Source organism: Allobosea sp. RCC_152_1 (assembly GCF_041360765.1).
GTDB classification, from domain to species: Bacteria; Pseudomonadota; Alphaproteobacteria; order Rhizobiales; family Beijerinckiaceae; genus Allobosea; species Allobosea spartocytisi.
The window spans coordinates 451065-473120 of sequence record NZ_JBFUPU010000003.1 but is presented as its reverse complement, the minus strand read 5'-3'; the positions used below and the strand labels follow the sequence as shown (position 1 = coordinate 473120).

At 66.5% G+C, this 22056-nt stretch carries 19 protein-coding genes; 11 read left to right on the top strand and 8 right to left on the bottom strand.

All coding sequences use genetic code 11. The annotated features are described in order from the left end of the window. The first annotated feature begins 157 nt into the window (after positions 1–157). Positions 158–1495: a dicarboxylate/amino acid:cation symporter gene (locus AB6806_RS14070; protein WP_142023318.1), complete on the top strand. Its 1338-nt coding sequence runs from the start codon at positions 158–160 to the stop codon at positions 1493–1495. A 74-nt stretch (positions 1496–1569) separates the two neighbouring features. Here AB6806_RS14070 and AB6806_RS14065 read toward each other — a convergent pair whose 3' ends face one another. Further along, positions 1570–2919, bottom strand: a complete 1350-nt coding sequence (locus AB6806_RS14065; protein WP_370954782.1) for an amidase — start codon at positions 2917–2919, stop codon at positions 1570–1572. A gap of 210 nt (positions 2920–3129) precedes the next feature. Here AB6806_RS14065 and AB6806_RS14060 point away from each other — a divergent pair, with 210 nt between their 5' ends. Together AB6806_RS14060 and AB6806_RS14055 are read left to right on the top strand one after the other, a co-directional pair. Further along, positions 3130–4128, top strand: a complete 999-nt coding sequence (locus tag AB6806_RS14060) for an aldo/keto reductase (RefSeq protein ID WP_210245712.1) — start codon at positions 3130–3132, stop codon at positions 4126–4128. Then, complete coding sequence (locus AB6806_RS14055) at positions 4122–4568, top strand: RbsD/FucU family protein (protein WP_133565805.1); 447 nt, start codon at positions 4122–4124, stop codon at positions 4566–4568. Before AB6806_RS14060 ends, AB6806_RS14055 begins: the two co-directional genes overlap by 7 nt. Positions 4569–4706: 138 nt before the next feature. Here AB6806_RS14055 and AB6806_RS14050 read toward each other — a convergent pair whose 3' ends face one another. Together AB6806_RS14050 and AB6806_RS14045 are read right to left on the bottom strand one after the other, a co-directional pair. Next, positions 4707–6962 (bottom strand): DNA translocase FtsK, encoded by a 2256-nt coding sequence (locus AB6806_RS14050; RefSeq protein ID WP_429068597.1) that lies wholly within the window; start codon positions 6960–6962, stop codon positions 4707–4709. A gap of 395 nt (positions 6963–7357) precedes the next feature. After that, positions 7358–8266: a LysR substrate-binding domain-containing protein gene (locus tag AB6806_RS14045; RefSeq protein ID WP_113252914.1), complete on the bottom strand. Its 909-nt coding sequence runs from the start codon at positions 8264–8266 to the stop codon at positions 7358–7360. 106 nt (positions 8267–8372) lie between these two features. Here AB6806_RS14045 and AB6806_RS14040 point away from each other — a divergent pair, with 106 nt between their 5' ends. Both AB6806_RS14040 and AB6806_RS14035 read left to right on the top strand, forming a co-directional pair. Next, entirely contained in the window at positions 8373–9653 is a 1281-nt protein-coding gene (locus tag AB6806_RS14040) for an MFS transporter (RefSeq protein WP_370954781.1), read from the top strand. A gap of 119 nt (positions 9654–9772) precedes the next feature. After that, positions 9773–9961 (top strand): DUF3008 family protein, encoded by a 189-nt coding sequence (locus AB6806_RS14035; protein ID WP_113252918.1) that lies wholly within the window; start codon positions 9773–9775, stop codon positions 9959–9961. A 54-nt stretch (positions 9962–10015) separates the two neighbouring features. Here AB6806_RS14035 and AB6806_RS14030 read toward each other — a convergent pair whose 3' ends face one another. Then, positions 10016–10594 carry a cupin domain-containing protein gene (locus AB6806_RS14030; RefSeq protein ID WP_038357621.1) on the bottom strand — a complete coding sequence of 193 codons (579 nt, stop codon included), beginning with the start codon at positions 10592–10594 and terminating at the stop codon, positions 10016–10018. A 322-nt stretch (positions 10595–10916) separates the two neighbouring features. Here AB6806_RS14030 and AB6806_RS14025 point away from each other — a divergent pair, with 322 nt between their 5' ends. The 5 genes from AB6806_RS14025 to AB6806_RS14005 all read left to right on the top strand — a co-directional run bounded on the left by AB6806_RS14025 (position 10917) and on the right by AB6806_RS14005 (position 17681). Next, on the top strand, positions 10917–12563 hold the full coding sequence (locus tag AB6806_RS14025; protein WP_370954780.1) for an amidohydrolase: 1647 nt from the start codon (positions 10917–10919) through the stop codon (positions 12561–12563). A gap of 16 nt (positions 12564–12579) precedes the next feature. After that, a complete protein-coding gene (locus tag AB6806_RS14020; RefSeq protein WP_112764751.1) occupies positions 12580–13521 on the top strand; it encodes an ABC transporter permease in 942 nt (313 codons plus the stop codon). After that, positions 13521–14432: an ABC transporter permease gene (locus tag AB6806_RS14015; RefSeq protein ID WP_112764752.1), complete on the top strand. Its 912-nt coding sequence runs from the start codon at positions 13521–13523 to the stop codon at positions 14430–14432. The genes AB6806_RS14020 and AB6806_RS14015 overlap by 1 nt, the downstream gene beginning before the upstream one ends. 34 nt (positions 14433–14466) lie before the next feature. Continuing rightward, positions 14467–16056 (top strand): ABC transporter substrate-binding protein, encoded by a 1590-nt coding sequence (locus AB6806_RS14010; protein WP_142023331.1) that lies wholly within the window; start codon positions 14467–14469, stop codon positions 16054–16056. 191 nt (positions 16057–16247) lie between these two features. Then, positions 16248–17681 carry an amidohydrolase family protein gene (locus tag AB6806_RS14005; protein ID WP_142023332.1) on the top strand — a complete coding sequence of 478 codons (1434 nt, stop codon included), beginning with the start codon at positions 16248–16250 and terminating at the stop codon, positions 17679–17681. Positions 17682–17862: 181 nt separating this feature from the next. Here the strand turns inward: AB6806_RS14005 and ppk2 are convergent, their stop codons facing one another. Beyond that, positions 17863–18768 carry a polyphosphate kinase 2 gene (gene ppk2 / locus AB6806_RS14000; protein ID WP_142023333.1) on the bottom strand — a complete coding sequence of 302 codons (906 nt, stop codon included), beginning with the start codon at positions 18766–18768 and terminating at the stop codon, positions 17863–17865. A 305-nt stretch (positions 18769–19073) separates the two neighbouring features. Here ppk2 and AB6806_RS13995 point away from each other — a divergent pair, with 305 nt between their 5' ends. Further along, complete coding sequence (locus AB6806_RS13995; RefSeq protein ID WP_142023334.1) at positions 19074–20321, top strand: flavin-dependent oxidoreductase; 1248 nt, start codon at positions 19074–19076, stop codon at positions 20319–20321. On the opposite strand, the gene AB6806_RS13990 is transcribed toward AB6806_RS13995, so the two are convergent. The 3 genes from AB6806_RS13990 to AB6806_RS13980 all read right to left on the bottom strand — a co-directional run bounded on the left by AB6806_RS13990 (position 20322) and on the right by AB6806_RS13980 (position 22055). Next, positions 20322–20675 carry a PilZ domain-containing protein gene (locus tag AB6806_RS13990; RefSeq protein ID WP_370954779.1) on the bottom strand — a complete coding sequence of 118 codons (354 nt, stop codon included), beginning with the start codon at positions 20673–20675 and terminating at the stop codon, positions 20322–20324. It abuts the gene before it with no gap. 162 nt (positions 20676–20837) lie between these two features. Beyond that, entirely contained in the window at positions 20838–21296 is a 459-nt protein-coding gene (locus AB6806_RS13985; RefSeq protein ID WP_142023336.1) for a cupin domain-containing protein, read from the bottom strand. Positions 21297–21356: 60 nt separating this feature from the next. Then, complete coding sequence (locus tag AB6806_RS13980) at positions 21357–22055, bottom strand: ABC transporter ATP-binding protein (RefSeq protein WP_142023337.1); 699 nt, start codon at positions 22053–22055, stop codon at positions 21357–21359. Between the last annotated feature and the right edge of the window lies 1 nt (position 22056).

Sequence of the window (22056 nt, the reverse complement as noted above, 5' to 3'; positions counted from 1 at the left end):
TTGTGCGGATTTTCGCATAGATGGCGCGGTGGCAAAAGCGAAGAAGAATATACGTATCTGATATCGTTATATTTTTTGATTTCTGTCCGGCTGGCACGCGGCTTGCGAAAAACCGCTCGCTTAGATCAAGCCAAACAAAAGCCCACCGGAGGAAGCGATGGCTGCCCATTTTGAACCCGCGACGGCTGCGCCGGCGCGCCCGAAGAAGCTTTACCAGCAGCTCTATGTCCAGGTGCTCGTCGCGATCGCGCTCGGCATCGCGCTCGGCCATTTCTGGCCGGAAACCGGCGCCTCGATGAAGCCGCTCGGCGATGCCTTCATCAAGCTGGTGAAGATGATCATCGCGCCGGTGATCTTCCTGACGGTTTCGACCGGCATCGCCGGGATGACCGACATGCAGAAGGTCGGGCGCGTCGCCGGCAAGGCGATGATCTACTTCCTCGTCTTCTCGACGCTGGCGCTGATCGTCGGCCTGATCGTCGGCAACCTCATCCAGCCGGGAACCGGGCTTCACATCAGCCCCGCCAGCCTCGATGCCAAGGCCGTTCAGAGCTATGCGGCCAAGGCGCATGATTCCAGCGTCGTCGGCTTCCTGCAGAACATCATCCCGGATACGATCGTCGGCGCCTTCGCCTCGGGCGACATCCTGCAGGTGCTGTTCTTCTCGGTCCTCTTCGGTCTTGCGCTCTCGATGGTGGGCGAGCGCGGCAAGCCGGTGCTCGATTTCCTGCAGGCGCTGACCTCGCCGATCTTCAAGCTGGTCGCGATCCTGATGAAGGCGGCCCCGATCGGCGCCTTCGGCGCGATGGCCTTCACCATCGGCCGCTACGGCATCGGTTCCGTCGCCAATCTCGCGATGCTGATCCTGACCTTCTACCTCACGGCGGCGATCTTCATCCTCGTCGTGCTCGGCGCAGTCGCCCGCTACAACGGCTTCTCGATCTTCGCCCTGATCCGCTACATCAAGGAGGAGATCCTCCTCGTCGTCGGCACCAGCTCCTCGGAGGCGGCACTGCCGAGCCTGATGGAGAAGATGGAGGCGGCCGGCTGCAAGCGCTCCGTCGTCGGCCTCGTCATTCCGACCGGCTATTCCTTCAATCTCGACGGCACCAACATCTACATGACGCTGGCGGCCTTGTTCATCGCGCAGGCCATGGACATCCACCTGCCGCTCGGCGACCAGGTGCTGCTGCTGCTCGTCGCGATGCTCAGCTCGAAAGGCGCGGCCGGCATCACCGGCGCGGGCTTCATCACGCTGGCCGCGACGCTCTCGGTCGTCCCTGCCGTCCCGGTGGCCGGCATGGCGCTGATCCTCGGCATCGACCGCTTCATGTCGGAATGCCGCGCGGTGACCAACTTCATCGGCAACGCGGTGGCGACCATCGTCGTGGCGCGCTGGGAAGGCGAGCTCGACCAGAACCGCCTGCACGCGGCGCTGAGCGGCGCGGTCGTCACCAGCGAGGATGGCGCGCCGCTGCCGCTGCCGGCCGAATAAGGCACGGCGGTTCTTCGGGTATCACGATGCGCCGGTCGGACCAGAAGGTCCGGCCGGCGTTTCTGGTCGAAGCCTCAGGCGGCGCGGGAGGGGGCGAGCGCCGCCTCGATCGCTTGCCCGATGGCGAGGATGCGGCGATCCTGCCCGCCGGCGCCGGCCACCATTAAGCCCACCGGCGCCTCGCTTTGGCGATGGCAGGGCAGGCTCGCCGCGCAGCCGTCGAGGAAATTGATCAGCGTCGGGTTGCGCAGGATCAGCAGATTCGTCGCGCCATAGGCGGCCTCCTCCGCGAGATCGGCGATGCGCGGCGCGATCACCGGCACGGTCGGCATCACCAGCGCATCGAAATCCGCGAGGCGCTGCTCGACCGCGGCGATCCAGGCTTTGCGCGCCGCGACCAGATCGAGATAATCCGCCAGCGCCATCTCGGCGCCGCGCTGGATACGGCCCAGCACGCGTGGGTCGTAGCGGTCGCCGGCCCTGGCGATCAGCGCACGGTGCCAGTGCCAGGCCTCGGCACCGGCAAAGCTGCCCTTGGCCTGAAGGCTGCCGAGCGTGGCGAATTCCGGCACGGCGATCTCGCTGATATGCGCCCCGGCGCGCGACAGCGTGTCGAGTGCGCGGCGGAAGGCCGCTGCCACGGTGTCGTCCAGACCGTCGAGCGCCAGCGTCGTCGGCACGGCAAGGCGCAGTCCGGCGAGTTCGGCCGGGGCCGGGACGCTCTCGCCTGAGCCGGACAGCACGGCATCAAGCAAGGAGCAGCAGGCGAGGCTCGGCGCCAGCGGGCCGATCGAATCGAGGCTGGTCGAGAGCGGCACGCAACCCTCGCGCGGCACGCGGCGCGCCGTCGGCTTGAAGCCGGCGATGCCGCAGAGCGCGGCGGGGATGCGCACCGAGCCGCCCGTGTCGGTGCCGATGGCGGCGGCCGCCATGCCGTCCGTCACGGACACCGCCGCACCCGAGGACGAGCCGCCGGGAATGCGCGCGCCGGCGCGGTCGAAGGGATTGAGCGGCGTGCCGTAATGCGGGTTGATGCCGAGCCCCGAGAAGGCGAATTCGGTCATATTGGTCCGGCCGACCAGCACGGCGCCCGCTGCCAGAAGCCGGTCCGCGATCGGCGCATTCGCCGTTGCAGCCGGTGCATCGTCCAATGCGACGCTGCCGGCCTTGGTCGTCTCGCCGGCGACGTCGAACAAATCCTTGATCGAGATCGGCAGCCCTTCGAGTGCCGAACGGGCGAAGCCGGCCTTGCGCATCAGATCGGAAGCGCGCGCCGCAGCCAGCGCCCGCTCGCCATAGAGACGGGTGAACACGCGCGGACCTTCGCCCGTGCCGCCGCGGGCGAGAGCGGCTTCCGTCAGGGCCTCGGAGGTCGTGCGGCCAGTGGAAAGCGCGTGCTGCAGGGCGGAAAGGGTCTCGGTCATCGTCAGCTCGCCGTGGTGCCAGGTCGGTCGGTTCGAGGCTCGACGCCTAGCAGAGTCCCGCTGGACGGGCGATTGATTTCCGCTACGGACATGGTTTGCTGCGCCGCCCGACGGACATGCATCGGCGCGAAAGCGGAATCGCCTTCGCTATGCGGGCATGCCGGACATCGCGGGGCTTTGGGGAGTCATACGGATTTGGGCGCAACGACAATGGGCCGGCCGATCGCCGGCATGAAGCCCAGCCTGATCGGCTTCGGCGGCGCGCCGCTCGGCGATCTCTACCAGCATCTCGACGAAGGGGTGGCGCAGGCGACGGTGGTCGCCGCGCTCAAGGCCGGCATCAATCTGGTCGATACCTCGCCGCTCTACGGCCATGGCCTTTCCGAGCACCGCATCGGCGCGGCCTTGCGAAGCGTTCCGCGCGAGAGCGTGATCCTCTCGACCAAGGTGGGTCGCTGGATGAAGCCGGGCGAGGCGAAGACGGACCGTTCCGGCTATCGCGGCGGCCTGCCGCATCCGGCGGTGATCGACTATTCCTATGACGGCGCAATGCGTTCGTTGGACCAGTCCCTGCTCAGGCTCGGCACCGATCATGTCGATATCCTGCTGATCCATGATGTCGACGTCTGGACTCATGGCGAGCGAATGGAGCAGCGCTTTGCCGAGGCCATGGACGGCGCCTACCGCGCCTTGGATCGCTTACGGGCCTCCGGCGCGGTGAAGGCGATCGGCGTCGGGGTGAACGAAGCCGAGATGTGCGAGCGCTTCGCCCGCGCCGGCGATTTCGACGTGATAATGCTGGCTGGGCGTTATTCGCTGCTGGAGCAGGGCGCGCTCGACGGCTTCCTGCCATTGGCGCTGGAAAAGAACATCGCGGTGATGCTGGCCGGCGTCTTCAATTCCGGCATCCTCGCGACCGGCGCCCGCGAAGGCGCCTATTACAACTACAAGCCCGCCCCGCCCGAGATCCTCGCCAGGGTCGCGCGGATCGAGGCGGTCTGCGCCGCCCATGGCGTGGCATTGCCGCAAGCGGCACTCGCCTTTGCCGCCGCCCATCCCGCGGTCGCGACCGTCGTGCTCGGCGCCGTGACGCCGGACGAGGTCGCGCGCAATCTCGACCTCGTGGCTCGCCCCGTGCCGAACGCTCTCTGGGTGGATCTCAAGGCCGAAAAGCTCATCCCCGATCACGCCCCGGTGCCGGCATGCTGAAGACCATCGACCCGATCCTCGGTCCCGACCTGCTCTGGCTGCTCGCAGCGATGGGCCATGGCGACGATCTCGCGGTGGTCGACGCCAACCATCCGGCCGAGACGATCGCGCGGGCGACCACCTCGGGACGCATCGTCCGCCTGCCGGGCCTCGCCATGGCGGAGGTCGTGCGCGCCGTCCTCACTGTGCTGCCGATCGACGATTTCGAGCCCGATCCGATCCGCCGCATGCTCGTCGTCGGCGATGCTGCGGCCGTGCCGGCGGTGCAGAAGGAGGTCGAAGCCGTGGTGGCGCAGGCGGCAGCGGCACCGACGCCGTTGCCCGGCATCGAGCGCTTCGCCTTCTACGAGGCGGCCCGCAAGGCTTTCGGCGTCGTGCAGGTCGGCGATGCCCGCCCCTATGGCTGCTTCCTGCTCAGGAAGGGCGTCATCGCGGGGTGATAGGCGCTGAACGCTTCGCGCGTTTGCGCCTGTGTCGTCATTGCGAGCGTAGCGAAGCAATCCAGGGGGCTAAGGCGAACGGTTCAGCCCTGCTGCTCCTGGTTTGCTTCGTCGCCGTGCTCCTCGCAATGACGGGCGTTACTCTTCCTCGTCGTCGCGCGGGCGGGGGCCTTCCCCGAGAATCTCGCGTTTCCCGGCGTGATTGGCGGGCCCGACGATGCCCTCGTTTTCCATGCGCTCCATGATGGATGCGGCGCGGTTGTAGCCGATCTGGAGGCGGCGCTGGATGTAGGAGGTCGAGGCCTTCTTGTCGCGCAGCACGACCGCGACCGCCTGCTCGTAGGGGTCGTCGGAGTCGAGCGAGCCCATGCCGGTCTTGTCGAAGACGGCGCCGTCCTCGTCCTCGGCCGCTTCCTCCTCCTCGGAGGTGACGGCGTCGAGATATTGCGGCCGGCCTTGCGTCTTGAGATGGGCGACGACCTTCTCGACCTCGTTGTCCGAGACGAAGGGGCCGTGGACGCGGGTGATGCGCCCGCCGCCGGCCATGTAGAGCATGTCGCCCTGGCCCAGAAGCTGCTCGGCGCCCATCTCGCCGAGAATCGTGCGCGAGTCGATCTTGCTGGTGACCTGGAAGGAGATCCGGGTCGGGAAGTTCGCCTTGATCGTGCCGGTGATGACGTCGACCGAGGGGCGCTGTGTCGCGAGCACGACATGGATGCCGGCGGCGCGGGCCATCTGGGCGAGGCGCTGGATCGTGCCCTCGATCTCCTTGCCGGCGACCATCATCAGGTCGGCCATCTCGTCGACGATGACGACGATATAGGGCAGAGGCTCGAGGTCCATGACCTCCTCCTCGTAGATCGCCTCGCCGGAATGCTTGTCGAAGCCGGTCTGGACGGCGCGGGTGATGACCTCGCCGGCCGCCTTGGCCTCGCCGACCCTGGCATTGAAGCCGTCGATGTTGCGCACCGAGAGCTTCGACATCTTCTTGTAGCGCTCCTCCATCTCGCGCACCGCCCATTTCAGCGCGACGACCGCCTTCTTGGGGTCGGTGACGACGGGGGTGAGCAGATGCGGGATGCCGTCATAGACGGAGAGCTCCAGCATCTTGGGATCGACCATGATCAGACGGCATTCCTCCGGCTTCAGCCGGTAGAGGATCGACAGGATCATGGTGTTGATCGCGACCGACTTGCCCGAGCCGGTGGTGCCGGCGACGAGCAGGTGCGGCATGCGGGCGAGATCGGCGATGACCGGCTCGCCGCCGATGGTCTTGCCGAGGCAGAGCGCGAGCTTGTGCTTGGTCGCTTCGAAATCCTGGCTGGCCAGAAGCTCGCGCAGGAAGACGGTCTCGCGCTTGGCGTTGGGCAGTTCGATGCCGATGGCGTTCTTGCCCTGCACCACCGCCACGCGCGCCGAGACCGCGCTCATCGAACGCGCGATGTCGTCCGCCAGCGAAATCACCCGCGACGACTTCGTGCCAGGCGCAGGCTCAAGCTCGTAAAGCGTCACCACAGGGCCGGGGCAGGCCTGGACGATCTCGCCCCTGACGTTGAAGTCTTCGAGCACGCCTTCGAGGAGGCCGGCATTCTGCTGCAGCACCTCGACCGGCATGGTCTCCTCTGGCGTCTGCGGAGGCTCGGCCAGGAATTCGATCGGCGGAAGCTGGAAGCCGATCGGCTGCTCCGCTTGGCGGGCGGGCGCCTTCCGCACCCGAGCGGCTGGGGCGACGGGCCGAACGGGGGCTTCGACGGCTTCGGTCGTCATGAGGTCGGTCGCGGCTTTCGCAAGCGCCTCGGACGCTTCCGCGACGACCGGTGGGGCGAACGGCAGCGCGGCCGGCTGAGGCGCCATCGAGATGCGCAGATTCACCGAATAGCCCGACCACAGCGAGCGGACGCCCGGATTGGCCATCGCTTGAACGGGTGCAGCGGCTTCGACCACCGGCAAGATCGGTTCCTCCGCCTCCCACGGTTCATCGGCGATGGAATCGTCTTCCCACGCCATCGTCTCCATGGTCCTGGGAACGGGAGCGGTCACCTCGCTCTCGTCGCGGCCAATCTCGGGCACGAGATCCCAGAAGGCGTGGTCCGAGAGGAAGGCGAAGGGCGTCGAGCGCGGCTCCGCCGGGATCTCCGTCGACTGGCGCGCGTTCGCGAAGGCGGCCTCGTCGCGTTCCGGGGCATCATCCTCGGGCCAGAGTTCGGGCGCGATATCCTCGATCGATGCGAGATCGGGCTCGGGCATTGTCTCGACCGGCGCTGCGGCTTGCAGATAGGTCTCGCTGTCGGGCGTGCCCCAGATCTCCCGCATCAGATGCTTGGGCGTGCGCCAGAAGCGGACACGCGTCGAATCGGCCAGGGTCACGGCGTGGGGGTGGCCGCCGCTGAACATCAGCGGAGGGCTCTGCCTCTCGGTTGCCTGCTCCGTCGGCGCCTGCCGCGCCTTGCGCGTCGAGCGGACATAGACCGGTGCGGACGGCTCAGCGGCGGGGCCGCGATTCGTCGCGACGCCGGGCGTGTGAGGCGCGCCTGAACTTCGCAGGGATTCGTCTGCAGGATCAGCCTGATAATCGCCGGGTGCGAAGCTGTTGGTTCGCTGATGACGGTCGCGTTTATACATCGGAGACAGCGAACACTACTACTGGCCAACTCGGTCTTCTGGCCTAACCGGGCAGGGTTAACGGCGCATAAACGGGTGCAGGGCGAGGCCGGATAAATCGGCCGGGAACCTGCCTGGACATTCGCGCTGGCCTCCTCAGGATGAGGGCTCGGCTTTCCAAACGAATTTCACGCCGGCCGCGTCGCTGCGCCGAGCGCCAGGAACGCCTCGATGGCGGGAGAGGCTCGGTCGGGGCGATGCGCGAGCCAGGTGGCGAGCGAGGGCGCCGGCTCCGTCAGCCGCCGCGTCACCACATTGTCGAAGCGGATATTGGCGAAGGAGGAGGCCATCACCGTCAGCCCGACGCCGGCGGCGACGAGGCCGATGATGGTGGCCGGCTCCCGCGCCTCCTGCGCGATACGTGGCCGGAAGCCGGCCTGGCGGCACAGCTCGATGAACTGGTCGTAGGTGCTGGTCGCCGCTTCCCGCGAGAAATGCACGAAGGCATCGCGCTCGAGCTCGGCAAGCGCGACGCGCTGCCGGGCAGGGGAACCGCCGAGGCGGTGGCTGCGTGGCAGGAAGAGCAGGAGTTCCTCGCGCTGCATCTCCAGCGTCGCAAGCCGCGGATCGGCGAGCGCCGGATCGTCCGGCATGCGCAGGAAGGCGAGGTCGAGCCCGCCGTCCAGAAGCTCCTGCATCTGCACATGGCTGTTCATTTCCCGCAGCGTCAGATGCACGTCCGGCCGCTGCTCGCGGAAGCTGTGGATCAGCGTCGGCATGATCGTCGCGAGCGGCGCGGACGCAGTGAAGCCGATGCGCAATTCGCCGATCTCGCCGCGCCCGGCCCGGCGGCCGATGGTCAGTGCCAGTTCCGCCCGCGCCAGCACGGCGCGCGCCTCGGGCAGGAAGATCCGGCCGGCCGCAGTGAGCTCGACCCGGCGGCTGGTGCGGGCGAAGAGCTCGGCGTCGAGCTCCCGTTCGAGCGCGTGGATCTGCTGGCTCAGCGGTGGCTGCGAGATGCCGAGACGCTGCGCGGCACGGCCGAAATGCAGCTCTTCCGCGAGCACGGCGAAATAGCGGAGATGGCGGAGATCCATTCGCAAAACCTATCGATCGGAACCAAATCGATATTGGACAATATCGGGCCCAACTTCCATCTCAACCAACGCGCGCAGCGTGACCTGCGCTGCGGAACTGACAATCATGACCGAAATGACCTCCCCTCAGTCGCTGCGCATCGAGACGCCTGTCGCGCTCGACATCGCGGAGCCCGAGGCCGACAGCCGGATTCGCCGGGGCACGCGCGGCTTCCGCCTGACCAACCTTGCCTTGTTCTCCGCCGGTTTCTCCACCTTCGCGCTGGTCTATTGCGTGCAGCCGCTGATGCCGGTGTTCTCGCAGGAATTCGGCATCACCCCGGCCCAGAGCAGCCTGGCGCTGTCGGCGACCACCGGCACGCTCGCTTTCGCCATGCTGGTCGCGAGCTCGCTCTCGGAGATCGTCGGGCGCAAGCCCGTGATGGTGGCCTCGCTCCTGGCCTCGGCCGTGCTGATGATGCTGAGCGCCTTCGCGCGCAACTGGCACGACCTCGTGCTGCTGCGCGCGCTGGCGGGCATCACCTTCAGCGGTTTGCCGGCGGTGGCCATGGCCTATGTCAGCGAGGAGATGCATGCCGAGTCGGCCGGCCTCGCCATGGGGCTCTATATCGGCGGCAGCGGCCTCGGCGGGCTTGGCGGCCGCGCCATCACCGGCGTCATCGCGGATTTTTCGTCCTGGCGCATCGGTCTTTTCGCCGTCGGCCTCGTCGGCGTCGTCTGCGGGCTGGTGCTCTGGCGCACCTTGCCGGCCTCGCGGCATTTCCGGCGCGTCGCGCCCTCCGTCAGGGCACTCGCCGGCTCCTTCGCGGTGCATCTGCGCGACGGGCGCCTGCGCCTTCTGTTCCTGGAAGGCTTCCTCCTGCTCGGCAGCTTCGTCTGCGTCTACAACTACACCGGCTACCGGCTGATGCAGCCGCCCTTCTCGCTGAGCCAGGTGGCCGTCAGCTTCATCTTCGCGGTCTATCTCGTCGGCATCCTGTCCTCGGCCTGGATCGGCGATCTGGCGGGGCGGCTCGGCCGGGGACCGATGTTGTGCCTGTCGCTCGGCCTGATGCTCCTTGGCGTGCTGGCCACGTTGTCTTCCTCCCTCCCGGTGATCGTGCTCGGCATGGCCGTGCTGACCGGCGGCTTCTTCGGGGCGCACGCCACCGCATCGGGCTGGGTCGGCGCGAAGGCTCAGCACGCCAGGGCCCAGGCCTCCTCGCTCTATCTCTTCGCCTACTATCTCGGTTCGAGTGCGGTCGGCACGCTCGGCGGTGTCTTCTGGGCGCAGGCGGGCTGGGGCGGCGTGGTCGGGTTGATCAGCGCGCTCCTTCTCGTGGGCTTTGTCTGCGCCGCCTGGCTGACGATGCGGTCCGGGCCGGCGGGACCGGGCGCTCGCGCCTGAGTTTGCGAGGCTGCGTCGACCAAGTCTTGCCCTTTGGAGAGCGGCTCGAAGCGAGTCCTTCGCGGAACTCCTGGCCGGATCAGCGGGTTCATCCGCTGTGACGGATGAAGGAGGACGAGATGCCAGCCAAATCCGCTGCCCAGCAGAAGGCCGCCGGAGCCGCGCTTGCGGCCAAGCGCGGCGACATGAAGAAGAGCAAGCTCCAGGGCGCCTCGAAGTCGATGGAGAAATCGATGAGCGAGAGCGAGCTGGAGAAGATGGCTTCCACCAAGCGCAAGGGCAAGCCCGAGCACGTCTCCAAGCACTGACGGTGGCCGAGGCGTCGGCCGCGTACCGGCACTGCGTCGGCCGGCGCCGGGCGCCTACAGATAGGGCGGCGTGCAGGCGCTGACCACGACGCAGCGTTCCGTGCCGATATTGCGGAACCGATGCGGGACGCGGCTGTCGAAGAGGTAGGCTTCGCCCGGACTCAGCACCTTGATCTGGTCGCCGACGGTGATCTCGAGTTCGCCCGAGAGGATGACGCCGCCCTCATGCGAGTTGTGCTTGAGCATGGCGACGCCGGTATCGGCGCCGGGCTCGTAATATTCGTGCAGGATCTGGAGATTGTGGGCCTTGGCGTCTCCGACCTGGCGGAACGACATCCTGCCCCGGCTCTCCCCGCCATTGACCTGATGCAGGCGCGAGGTCAGGTCGATGAGGTCGTCGGCTTCGAAGAAGACCTTGTCGCGCGGCGTGCGCGCTTCGTCGAAAAAATTGACCATGCTCATCGGGATGCCGTCGAGGATCTTCCGCAGCGATGCGACCGACGGGCTGTTCCGATTCTGCTCGATCAGCGAGATCAGGCTATGCGTCACGCCGGAGCGGCCGGCCAGTTCCCGCTGGGAAAGCCCGGCAGCCAGTCGGATTTCGCGCAGTCTGCCCCCGACATCGAAGCTCATTTCTGCCTTTCCTCCCCATGCCGCCCATATTCGTTAAACCCGCGCGCCATGCAGTGGGCGTCTGCCCGGCGCCTCTTGCGTTGCTCAATATTCTGAGCAATGCTGACGGAAAGCCAACAAGAAAATCATGTCGCGGGGAACAGGCGTAGCGGAATAGTTTTTTCGATCGAAGCGACCGTTTAGATCAGGATGCCCAATTTTGTCCAATAGGGCCGCGCGGAGGCGAATACTCTCTTCGCGTATCGGTTGTTGTTTTTCGAATGCTATCGTCTCGTTCTGTGCCCTGCGGGAAACCGGGTTGAAAGCAGGGTGAGCGCGCATCATGACTAAGGCCGATACCGTATTATTGAACGGCCGCATCTTTTGCGGCCTGGCGGACGGCTTCGCCGAGGCGCTGGCAATCGCGGATGGAAAGGTTCTGGCGGCGGGGTCTGCCACCGAGATTGCCGGGCTGCAAGGCCCAGGCACGAAGGTCGTCGACCTTGCCGGGCGGGTCGCCATCCCCGGCCTCAACGACGCGCATATGCATCTGCTGCCGCTCGGCCTCGGCATGAGCGAGGTCAATCTGCGGCCCGAGGAAGGGGTCAACAGCATCGACGAGGCGCTGCGCCGCATCGCGGTGGCCGCCAGGGGCAAGAAGCCGGGCGAATGGGTGCTGGGCCGCGGCTATGATCACAACGAGTTCGCCGAGCTGCGCCATCCGACCGCCGAGGAACTCGATCGCGTCGCGCCCGACAACCCCGTCTACATCAAGCGCACCTGCGGCCATGTCGGCGTCGTCAACAGCCGGGCGATGGCCGCGGCCGGCATCGGCCACAACACGCCGAGCCCGGCCGGCGGCCTGATCGAGCGACGCGACAACAAGCTCACCGGTTTGCTGGCCGAAAGCGCGATGCGCCTGATCGTCGAGGCGATGCCACAGCCGAGCGTTGCCGAACTCAAGGCCGCGATCGAGAAGGCCGGGCATTATATGCTGTCGCAGGGCTTCACCAGCGTGATGGATGCCGGTGTCGGCATGACCGCCGGTATGGCCGAGATCGCGGCCTATGAGGAGGTCGCCCGGACTGGGACGCTGCCGGTCCGTACATGGGTCTGCATCTACGGCAATGCCGACGGCATCGGCGACGAGGCCCATCGTGCCGGCTACCGTTTCGGCCGCGAGGTCGGGCTGCTGCGCTACGGCGCGATGAAGGTCTTCGGCGACGGCAGCGCCGGCGGGCTGACCGCCGCGATGAGCGAGCCCTACCTTGTCGGCGATCCCGATAATCGCGGCATCTTCATCTATTCCGATGCCGACATGCACCGCTATCTCCGGTATTACCACGAGCTCGGCTACCAGCTCGCGATTCACGCGATCGGCGATGCTGCGATCGAGCAGGTGCTGTCGGGCATGGAGAAGGCCGACAGTCCCGAGCATCCGATCAAGGGCCGCCGCCACCGCATCGAGCATTGCGGCTTCCTGACCGACGGCCAGCTCGCCCGCATGGCCGCTGCCGGCATCGACCCCTTGCCGCAGCCGATCTTCATCTACGAGTTCGGCGATCTCTACGTCACCAATCTCGGCCAGGAGCGGGCAAATGCCTCCTATCCGATGCGCAAATGGCTGGATGCCGGCATGCACGCCGCCGCGAGCTCCGATGCGCCGGTCTGCGCCACCGATCCGTTCAAGAACCTCTTCAGCATGGTGACGCGCCGGACCAAGCGTGGCACCGTGATCGGCGGGGCCGAGCGCTTGTCGATGGAGGAGGCCGTGCACGCCTATACCGCGCTCGGTGCTTACACTCAGTTTGCCGAGGATCGGATGGGCCGGCTCGTTGCGGGCCAGTTCGCCGATATCGCCGTGCTCTCCCAGGACATCTTCTCGATCCCGGTGGAAGCGCTCGAGAACGAGGTGCGCTGCGATCTGACCCTGCTGGGCGGTGAGGTCGTCTTCGATCGTCACGGTCAGCTCGCCGCCGCCGCGCAGTAGGGCGGGATAGGTCTTCATGCTGCGCCATACGCTGCAACGGCTTCTGCTGGTTCTGCCCGTCCTGCTCGGTGTGCTGCTCGTCGGCTTCCTGCTGATGCAGGTCGTGCCGACCGATCCGGCCCAGGTGCGCGCGGGGCCGACCGCGACGCAGGACGTGGTCGAGGCCATCCGTCAGGAGCTCGGCCTCAATCAGCCGCTCTGGAAGCAGTTTGCGATCTATATCGGCCGTCTCGCGCAGGGCGATCTCGGCGTCTCGATCATCAACAATGTCCCGGTTTCACAGGAACTCGCCAACACCATCGGCCCGACGCTGGAGCTGATGTTCGCATCGCTCGTCTGGGCGATCCCGCTCGGGATGCTGCTCGGCACGGTCGGCGCCTATTTCCGCGGTTCCCTGCTCGACCGCGCCATCATGGCGGTCTCGGTCGCCGGCGTCTCGCTGCCGGTCTTCTTCCTTGGACTGGGGCTGATCTGGCTCTTCGGCTTCAAATATCCGATCCTGCCCTTCACCGGCCGCACCGGCCCGCTCTGGACCTGGGAAGGGTTGCAGGGGATCATCCTGCCGGCCATCACGCTCGGCGGCGTCTTCGTCGGCCCGGTCGCGCGGATGACGCGGACTTCGGTGCTCGACGAGCTCGGCGCCGACCATGTCCGCACCGCCCGTGCCAAGGGGCTCGGCGAGCGCACGGTCCTGTTGCGCCACACGCTGCGCAACGCGCTGGTGCCGGTGGTCACGCTGATCGGCCTGCAGATCGGCTTCCTCCTCGGCGGCGCGGTCGTCACCGAGACGGTGTTTTCCTGGCCCGGCATCGGCCGGCTCGCGGTCGGCGCCATCCTGTCGAGCGATTTGCCGATGGCGCAGGGCACGATCATCGTGCTCTCGCTCGGCTTCATCCTGGTCAATCTTGCCGTGGACGTCCTCTATGCCGTGCTCGACCCGCGTGTGAGGGGCGCCTGATGAGTTCCTCGACCAGTCCGCTCCAGCCGGGCGCCAAGGCGGTGGAAGCCGCCATCGGCGTAGCCGCCGCCGCGCCCGTCCGCCGGAAGACGGTGCTCAGGATGCTGCTGTCGGATGTCGGAGCCTGCATCGCGCTGGCTCTGGTCGTGCTGTCGATCCTCGGTGCCGTCTTCGCGCCCTGGCTCGCCCCCACCGATCCCTATGGCAACGATCTCGCCAACACGCTGAAGGCCCCGGGCGAGCTCGGCCTCCTCGGGACCGACGGGCAGGGGCGCGACATGATCACGCGTTTGCTCTTCGGCCTCAGGACGACGCTGGTGATGGGGCTCGCCTCCGTCATCATCGGCGGCTCCATTGGCGGCGTCATCGGCTTCGCAGCCGCCTATTACCCGAAGATTTCCGGCGTGCTGATGCGGCTGATGGATGTGCTCCTGTCCTTCCCGGCCATCCTGTTCGGCCTCGCCATCGCCGCGATCTTCGGGCCGGGCCTGCCTTCGGTCATCATCGCGCTCGCCATCGCCACGGTGCCGCTGATGGCGCGCGTCGTGCGCGGCTCGGCGCTGGTCGTGCTGCAGCAGGGCTATATCGAGGCCGCGCGCTCGCTCGGCTTGCGGGATCTGCACATCATCCTGCGCTACGTGCTGCCCAACTGCCTCTCGGCGATCTTCGTCTTCGTCACGCTGCGCTTCGGGCAGGTGATCCTGCTCGGCGCGGCGCTCTCCTTCCTCGGGCTCGGCGCCCAGCCGCCGACGGCGGAGCTCGGCGCGATGGCCGCCGACGGGCGCAACTTCCTGTTCTTCGCGCCGCATGTCTCGGTGCTGCCGAGCCTGGCGATCTTCGTGGTCGTGCTCGCCTTCAACGTGCTCGGCGATGCGCTGCGCGACGCCCTCGACCCGAAGCTGCGCAAATAGAATCCGACACCATCAAAAAAAGGGGACCTGCTCGATGATCAAGTTTTCCGCTCTGCTTCTCGCCGGCGCCGCCGGTGCGGTTCTGGCCGCTGCGCCCGCCATCGCACAGCAGAAGGCGCCGCTCTCGATCCTGCGCGTGATCGACGCCGATAATTACGACCCGATCCGCACCACGGCGACGGCGGCGGCCGAGGTCATCTACATGATGGCCGACACGCTGGTGACGGTCGATTTCGACATGAAGACGATCAAGCCCGGCCTCGCCGAGAGCTGGACGGTGTCGCCGGACGGCAAGACCTACACCTTTAAGATCCGCAAGGACGTCAAGTTCTGCGACGGCCGGCCGATGACCATCGACGACGTGGTCTATTCACTGAAGCGCTGGGTCGATCCGGCCAACAAGTCGCCGGTCTCCTTCCGCGGCGGCCCGGTTCAGGACATCCGTGCCGAGGGCGATTCCACGCTGATCTATGAGCTCAAGGAGCCCTATAGCGACCTGCTCTTCCAAATGGCGCTGTCCTTCGCCTCGGTCGTCGACAAGAACGCGGTCGAGAAGCTCGGGGCGAATTTCGGCGTGCAGGGCTTCAACGCCACCGGCCCCTATTGCTGGGTGAAGTGGACGCCGCGCCAGGAAATCGTGCTGAAGAAGAACCACTATTACAATTGGGGTCCGTCGATCTACAAGGACCCGAAGCCGCAGATCGAGGACATCGTCTGGAAGGTCATTCCCGAGCCGAATACGCTGATGGCCGCGATCCAGGCCAAGCAGGCCGACGTGACCTACTACATGCCCTATATCGCGCTCGATACGATGCAGCGCATCCCCGGCATGACCGTGCAGCGCCAGGAAAACTACATCTACGACGTCTTCATGGGCTTCAAGGTCGACAAGCCCGTCTCGAAGGACAAGGCGATCCGCGAGGCCGTCAACATGGCCACCGACAAGCAGGCCATCGCCAAGGCGATCTTCTTCGGCAAGGGCACCGCGCTGCCATCGCTGCTGAATCCGGCCGTGCTCGACTACGACAAGGACACGGCCGCGAAGATGCCGAAGCACGATCCGGCGGCGGCGGCGAAGCTTCTCGACGAAGCCGGCTGGAAGCCGGGCGCCGACGGTATCCGCGAGAAGGACGGCCAGAAGGCCACCTTCATCGTCTACGGCATCCGCAACGACGTGAACCCGCGCATCTCCGAGGCGATGCAGGCCGATCTGCGCAAGATCGGCATCGACCTCAAGATCCAGCTCTGGGACGCCACCGTCGCCTGGGGCAAGCTGGCGACGCAGGAGTTCGACGCCTTCTACATGTCCTACCCATATGTCACGGCGACGGAGGCGCTGAACCTCTACTTCGCCAGCCGGCAGGTGCCGACGCCGAACCGCATGAACTGGAAGGACCCGAAGACGGACGAGCTGCTCAAGGCAGCCGCGACCGCCGTCGATCCGGCCAAGCGCAAGGAGGCGATCGGCGCCGTCCAGATGCAGCTCACCGACGCCAATGTCTGGGTGCCGCTGGCCTCGCAGCCGCTCTGGGTCGTGGCGGGTGACCGGGTCGAGGGCGTCCGCGCCCACGGCATCTACGGTGCCGGGCTCTACAAGGGCCTCGACATCAAGCTGAAGCGCTGAGTTTTTTTCGAGCGCAGGCTGATTCTCCGCGGAAACGAGCCGTCATTCCGGGCTTGACCCGGAATCCATCGAAGGGCGCTGCGCTTGACGATGGATTCCGGATCGGCGCCGCTGTCGCGGCTTGTCCGGAATGACGGCGCCGTTCCGTAAAACCAGCCTGCGCCATGCCTTTGGGAGCGGAGGAGAACACCATGACGATCACGGTCATCAAGAACGCCGACATCGTTGTCGCCTGGGATGCGGAAGCGTCCCGCCACGTCTATCTGCACGATGCCGATGTCGCCTTCGCGGATGGCGCGATCAGCTTCGTCGGCAAGCGCTATGAGGGGCAGGCCGACGAAACCGTCGATGGGCGCGGGCGTATGGTCATGCCGGGCCTCGTCAACATCCATTCGCACCCGTCGAGCGAGCCGCTCAACAAGGGCTTCCTCGACGAGCTCGGCTCGCCCGCCCTCTACAACTCCTCGCTCTACGAGTTCATGCCGATCCTGCGGCCGGATGCCGAGGCGGTGCCGGCCTGCGTCGAGGTTGCCTATTCGGAATTGCTGCTGTCGGGCGTCACCACGGTCGCGGACCTGTCGGTCGCCCATCCCGGCTGGCTCGACCTCGCGGCCAATAGCGGCCTGCGCGTCTGCCTGTCGCCGATGTTCCGCTCGGCCCGCTGGTTCACCAGGAACGGCCATGTCGTCGAATACGAATGGGACGAGAAGGCCGGGCAGGCAGCCATGGCCCAGGCCCTCGACGTGATCGAGCAGGCGCAGAACCATCCCTCCGGCCGGCTCTTCGGCATGGTCTGCCCCGCCCAGATCGACACTTGCAGCGAGGGGCTGATCAAGGAAAGCCATGCCGAAGCCGGGCGCCGCGGGCTGCGCTGGCAGATCCATGCCGCGCAATCGACGGTGGAGTTCCACGAGATCACCCGCCGCCACGGCGTCTCGCCGATCCAGTGGCTCGAGAAGCTCGGCGTGCTCGGCGATACCAGCATCGTCGGCCACGCCATCTTCCTTGACGACTATCCGCGCGTCGCCTGGCACAGCCGGCGCGACCTCGCACTGCTCGCCGAGACCGGCACGACCGTCGCCCATTGCCCCACGGTCTTCATGCGCCGTGGCATCGCGCTCGACGATTTCGGGCGCTACCGCCGGGCCGGCGTCCGCATCGGGCTCGGCACCGACACCTATCCGCACAACATGCTCGAGGAGATGCGCCATGCCGGCTATGTCGCCCGGCTGATGGCGGAGAGCCCGCGCACGCTCACCACAACCGATATCTTCGAAGCTGCGACCACGGCCGGCGCCGCCGCGCTCGGCCGCGACGACATCGGGCGGCTGGAAGCCGGCTGCAAGGCGGACCTCGTCATGGTCGATCTCGCCCATCCGATGATGCAGCCGCGCCGCGACCCCGTGCGCAGCATGGTCTATGCGGCCGCTGAGCGTGCCGTCGACCGCGTCTATGTCGATGGTCGGCTGGTCGTGGCCGACGGCACGGTGCTGACGATGGACTACCCCGATGCCGCCCGCCGCCTGCACGAGGCGCAGAAGCGCACCGAGGCCGCCGCGCCGGAATATGATTGGGCCAAGCGCCCCGTCACCGACTATTCGCCGCTGACCTTCCCGAAGGGCTGAGGCGGTTCTCAGCGAGTAAGGGCGTCGCGAGCTTACACGCCCGTCATTGCGAGCGGAGCGAAGCAATCCAGCAGGACCGAGTGAGAGGTTTCACCTGGCTGCCCTGGATTGCTTCGTCGCTTTGCTCCTCGCCATGACGGTTCGCGTACCGGGCTAGTCGGTGCGCAGCCGGCGCGCTTCCTCAAAAAACCTCGGGCACATACATTTCCGGCGGCACCGGATGGCGCAGATAATCCGGATTGCGCACGCGCGCGGGCAGCACGATCTCGGGCTTCGGCACGTTCTCATAGGGAATCTGGCCGAGCAGATGCGAGATCATGTTGAGGCGGGCGCGCTTCTTGTCGACCGCCTGCACGACCGACCACGGCGCATGCTCCGTATGGGTCCGCTCCAGCATCTCTTCCTTGGCGCGGGTGTAGTCCTCCCAGTGGACGCGGCTCTCCAGATCCATCGGCGAGAGCTTCCACTGCTTCAACGGATCCTCGATGCGCATGCGGAAGCGGAATTCCTGCTCCTCGTCGGTGATCGAGAACCAGTACTTGATCAGGATGATGCCGGAGCGCACGAGCATGTGCTCGAAATCCGGAACCGAGCGGAAGAACTCCTCCAGCTCCTCGGGGGTGCAGAAGCCCATCACCCGCTCGACGCCGGCGCGGTTGTACCAGGAGCGGTCGAACAGCACCATTTCGCCGGCGCTCGGCAGATGCGGAACATAGCGCTGGAAATACCACTGGTTGCGCTCGCGCTCGGTCGGGGCGGGCAGGGCGACGACGCGGCAGATGCGCGGGTTGAGACGCTGCGTCACGCGCTTGATCGCGCCGCCCTTGCCGGCGGAGTCGCGCCCTTCGAACAGCACGACGACCTTGAGCTTCTTGTACTGGATCCAATCCTGCAGGCGCACGAGCTCGTGCTGCAGGCGGAAGAGCTCACGGAAATAGACCTTGCGGTCGAGCGTATTGCCGCCCGAGCCTTCCAGCCCTTCCGCAACGAGCTCGTCGAGGCGGTCATCTTCGAGCTGCAATTCCAGCTCCTCGTCGAAGCTGTCGAGAATCTCGTCCTTGATGCGGTCCAGATTGTCGGGAGACATGCTGTCAACTCTATGCGTGACGGGTTGAAAGAAGACGGCGCGCGGTTCGACCGACAGCCGCCGGGACACAGTCCGAGCCATCGTCCAGCCAACATCGGCTTTATCTGTGGCCGACGTGACAATTCGATGAAAAACAACGTCGGAGCGCCGGGGCGTTGTTCCGTCTTCGCTGTCCGATTTCGGTCGATGCCGATTGCGGCTGTGGATCGGAAACGCCGCGCCCGGCGGCAATTGACAAATCGAAAAGAGATATTTCAAACTTAAAATATCAGACCCAGGACAATGGGCACATCAGGGAACGGTGCATGCGGGTTATCATCGTTGGCGGCGGCATCGGCGGGTTAACCTTGGCGCTGATGCTGCATGCACGGGGCATCGGCGCGACTGTCTACGAACAGGCGGGGGAAATCCGCGAGGTCGGTGTCGGGATCAACACGCTGCCGCACGCGATCCGCGAGCTCACCGAGCTCGGCCTGCTGCCGGCGCTCGACGAGGCCGGGATTCGCACGCGCGAACTCATCTATATGAACCGCTTCGGACAGGCGGTCTGGCGCGAGCCGCGCGGCCTGCATGCCGGCGCGCCGGTGCCGCAATTCTCGATCCATCGCGGGAGGCTTCAGCGCCTCATCCGCGACGCGGTCGCCGAGCGGCTTGGCGAGGATGCGATCCGCACCGGCCGGCGCCTGCTTGGCTTCCTGCAGGATGAGGGCGGTGTCACCGCGCATTTCAGCGATGCCCGCTTCGGTGAGGCTGGCGAGACGGCGCGCGGCGACATCCTGGTGGGCGCCGACGGCATCCATTCGGCGGTCAGGGCTTTCTACTTCCCGAACCAGGGGCCGCCGTGCTGGCAGGGCGTGCAGATGTGGCGCGGCGCCTGCGACTGGCCGATCTTCCTCGACGGCGAGAGCATGATCATCGCCGGCGGCATGGCCGGCAAGCTTGTGCTCTACCCGATCGGCAAGGGGGCGACGCCACAGACGCGATTGACCAACTGGGTCGTCAACATCCGCAATGGCGATCCCGAGCGGCCGCCGCCGAAGGAGGCCTGGTCGAAGTCGGGCCGCCTCGAGGACGTGCTGCCCTTCGCGCGCCGTTTCAGCGTGCCGGGCTTCGACATCCTCGGCCTGATCCGGGCGACTGCGACCTTCTGGGAGTACCCGATGTGCGACCGCGACCCGCTGCCGCGCTGGACCCATGGCCGCGTCACGCTGCTCGGCGATGCCGCCCATCCGATGTATCCGGTCGGCTCGAACGGCGCTTCGCAGGCGATCCTCGATGCGCGCTGCCTCGCCGACCGGCTGGCCAGGGCCGAGCATCCGCGCCAGGCACTCGCGGCCTATGAGGCTGAGCGCTTGCCGGCGACGGCGGAGGTGGTGGCGATGAACCGGGTCGGCGGGCCGGAGCGGGTGATCGACGCGGTCGAGGCGCTGGCTCCGAACGGTTTCGACGATGTCGAGCGTGTGCTGAGCTACGCGAGGCGCGAGCAGATCGTGAAGTCCTATGCCGGCAAGGCCGGCTTCTCGGCCGAGCAACTGGCAACCCGCAAGGGTTGATCAACCGGCCTCGGTCAGCTGGCGGATGCGGGTCTTCAGACTGGCATTCGCCGTTTCGCAAGCCTTGAGCCGGCGCATCAGGTCGAGCGGCACGGCCTCGGCCGGATCGGTGAAGACGATGCCGATCCGCTCGCCGCTGCGCCAGACCGTGCGTGCCGAATACTGACGCTGCCGCGAAGGGATTTCGAGCTCGAAGGACGGCGGCAGCGCAACGGCATCCGGCACGGCCATCAGCGCGCCGCTGCCGGACAGGTTCCGGATCGTGCAATCGAGTGTCGAGCGCCGGCCGTTGAAGGCCACGATCCCGCCGAGCAGCGTGCGCTGGCGCGGCGCGCGACGACGTTCGGTATCCATCGCTGTTGCGTTCCCCGAAAGACAACGACCCAAGGTTGCAGGGGCAGTTAAGCAGATCAGATCCGCGCGCTCACGCTTAACGATTGATTATCCTTAACGGGCCATCGCCGGCCAGGGGGCGATCGGCCGGCGAGGCGATGCTTTTCACGGGAATGTGCCGGCTCAGGCGCCTTCGGGCGGCGGCGGCAGGAAATCGACCTCGTGCTTGGCCGAGAGCGCGACGACATCCGCCGGCTTCTGCTCCGCCATGGAATGGATGCCCCAGAACAGATCGTAGAGCCGGCCGGTCGGCGAAACCCAGAACAGGCACTTCACCGTCGCGTCGCTCTTGTTGAACAGGCCATGCGGCACATTGCGGGGCAGGCGGATCAGGTCTCCGGCGGTGGCGAAGCTCTCCTGCCCGTCGAGCACGAGATCGAGCCTTCCCTCCAGCATGTAGACGAACTCGTCCTGCGTCGTGTGGATATGCGGCGGCACGAAGGTGCCCGGCGGGAAGGTCGCGTGCCAGGAGAAGCTGTCCTGCGACAGCGTCTTCGGTACATAGGTCTGGCCGAGGATGTTCCAGGAAATCGCGTCCAGGCCTTCATTGGCGCGTGTCACGCCGGCAGTCAGCGGCTTCATGATCTTGCTCTCCTCATCAAGCCGGCCAGCGGACCGGGCGGCGGTTGGCGGTCGCTGCTGCTAAAAATGCAGGAAGCGGTCCTTCACGGCGCTGTCGCTGCGCAGTTCGGCGCTGGTGCCGCGCCAGACGACGCGCCCCTTCTCCAGCACGACATGGCGGTCGGCGATCCGGACCAGCGCATCGACGTTCTTGTCGATGACGAGAATGGATTCGCCTTCCGCCTTCAAAGCCGTCAGGCAGTTCCAGATCTCCTCGCGGATCAGGGGCGCGAGCCCCTCTGTCGCCTCGTCGAGGATGATCAGCTTGGGATTGGTCATCAGCGCCCGGCCGATCGCCAGCATCTGCTGCTCGCCGCCGGAGAGCTGGTTGCCGCGATTCTCTCGCCTTTCCCTGAGACGCGGGAAGAAGGCATAGATCCGCTCCAAGTCCCAGCGCTTCTTGCCGGAACGATCTGCTGCGGTCGCAATCAGATTCTCCTCGACCGAAAGCGTTGGAAAGATCTGCCGGCCTTCCGGCACCAGGCCGATGCCGGCCTGAGCGACGCGGAAGGGCGGGGCGCCGGTCAGGTCGCGGCCGCCGAAGGCGATGCGTCCGGCCTTGGCCGGCAAGAGGCCCATGATGGCGCGCACCGTCGTGGTCTTGCCCATGCCGTTGCGGCCGAGCAGAGTCACCACCTCGCCCTCGCCGACGGAGAGATCGACCCCGAACAGGATCTGCGCCTCGCCATAGCCGGCATCGAGCCCTTCGACGTGGAGCATC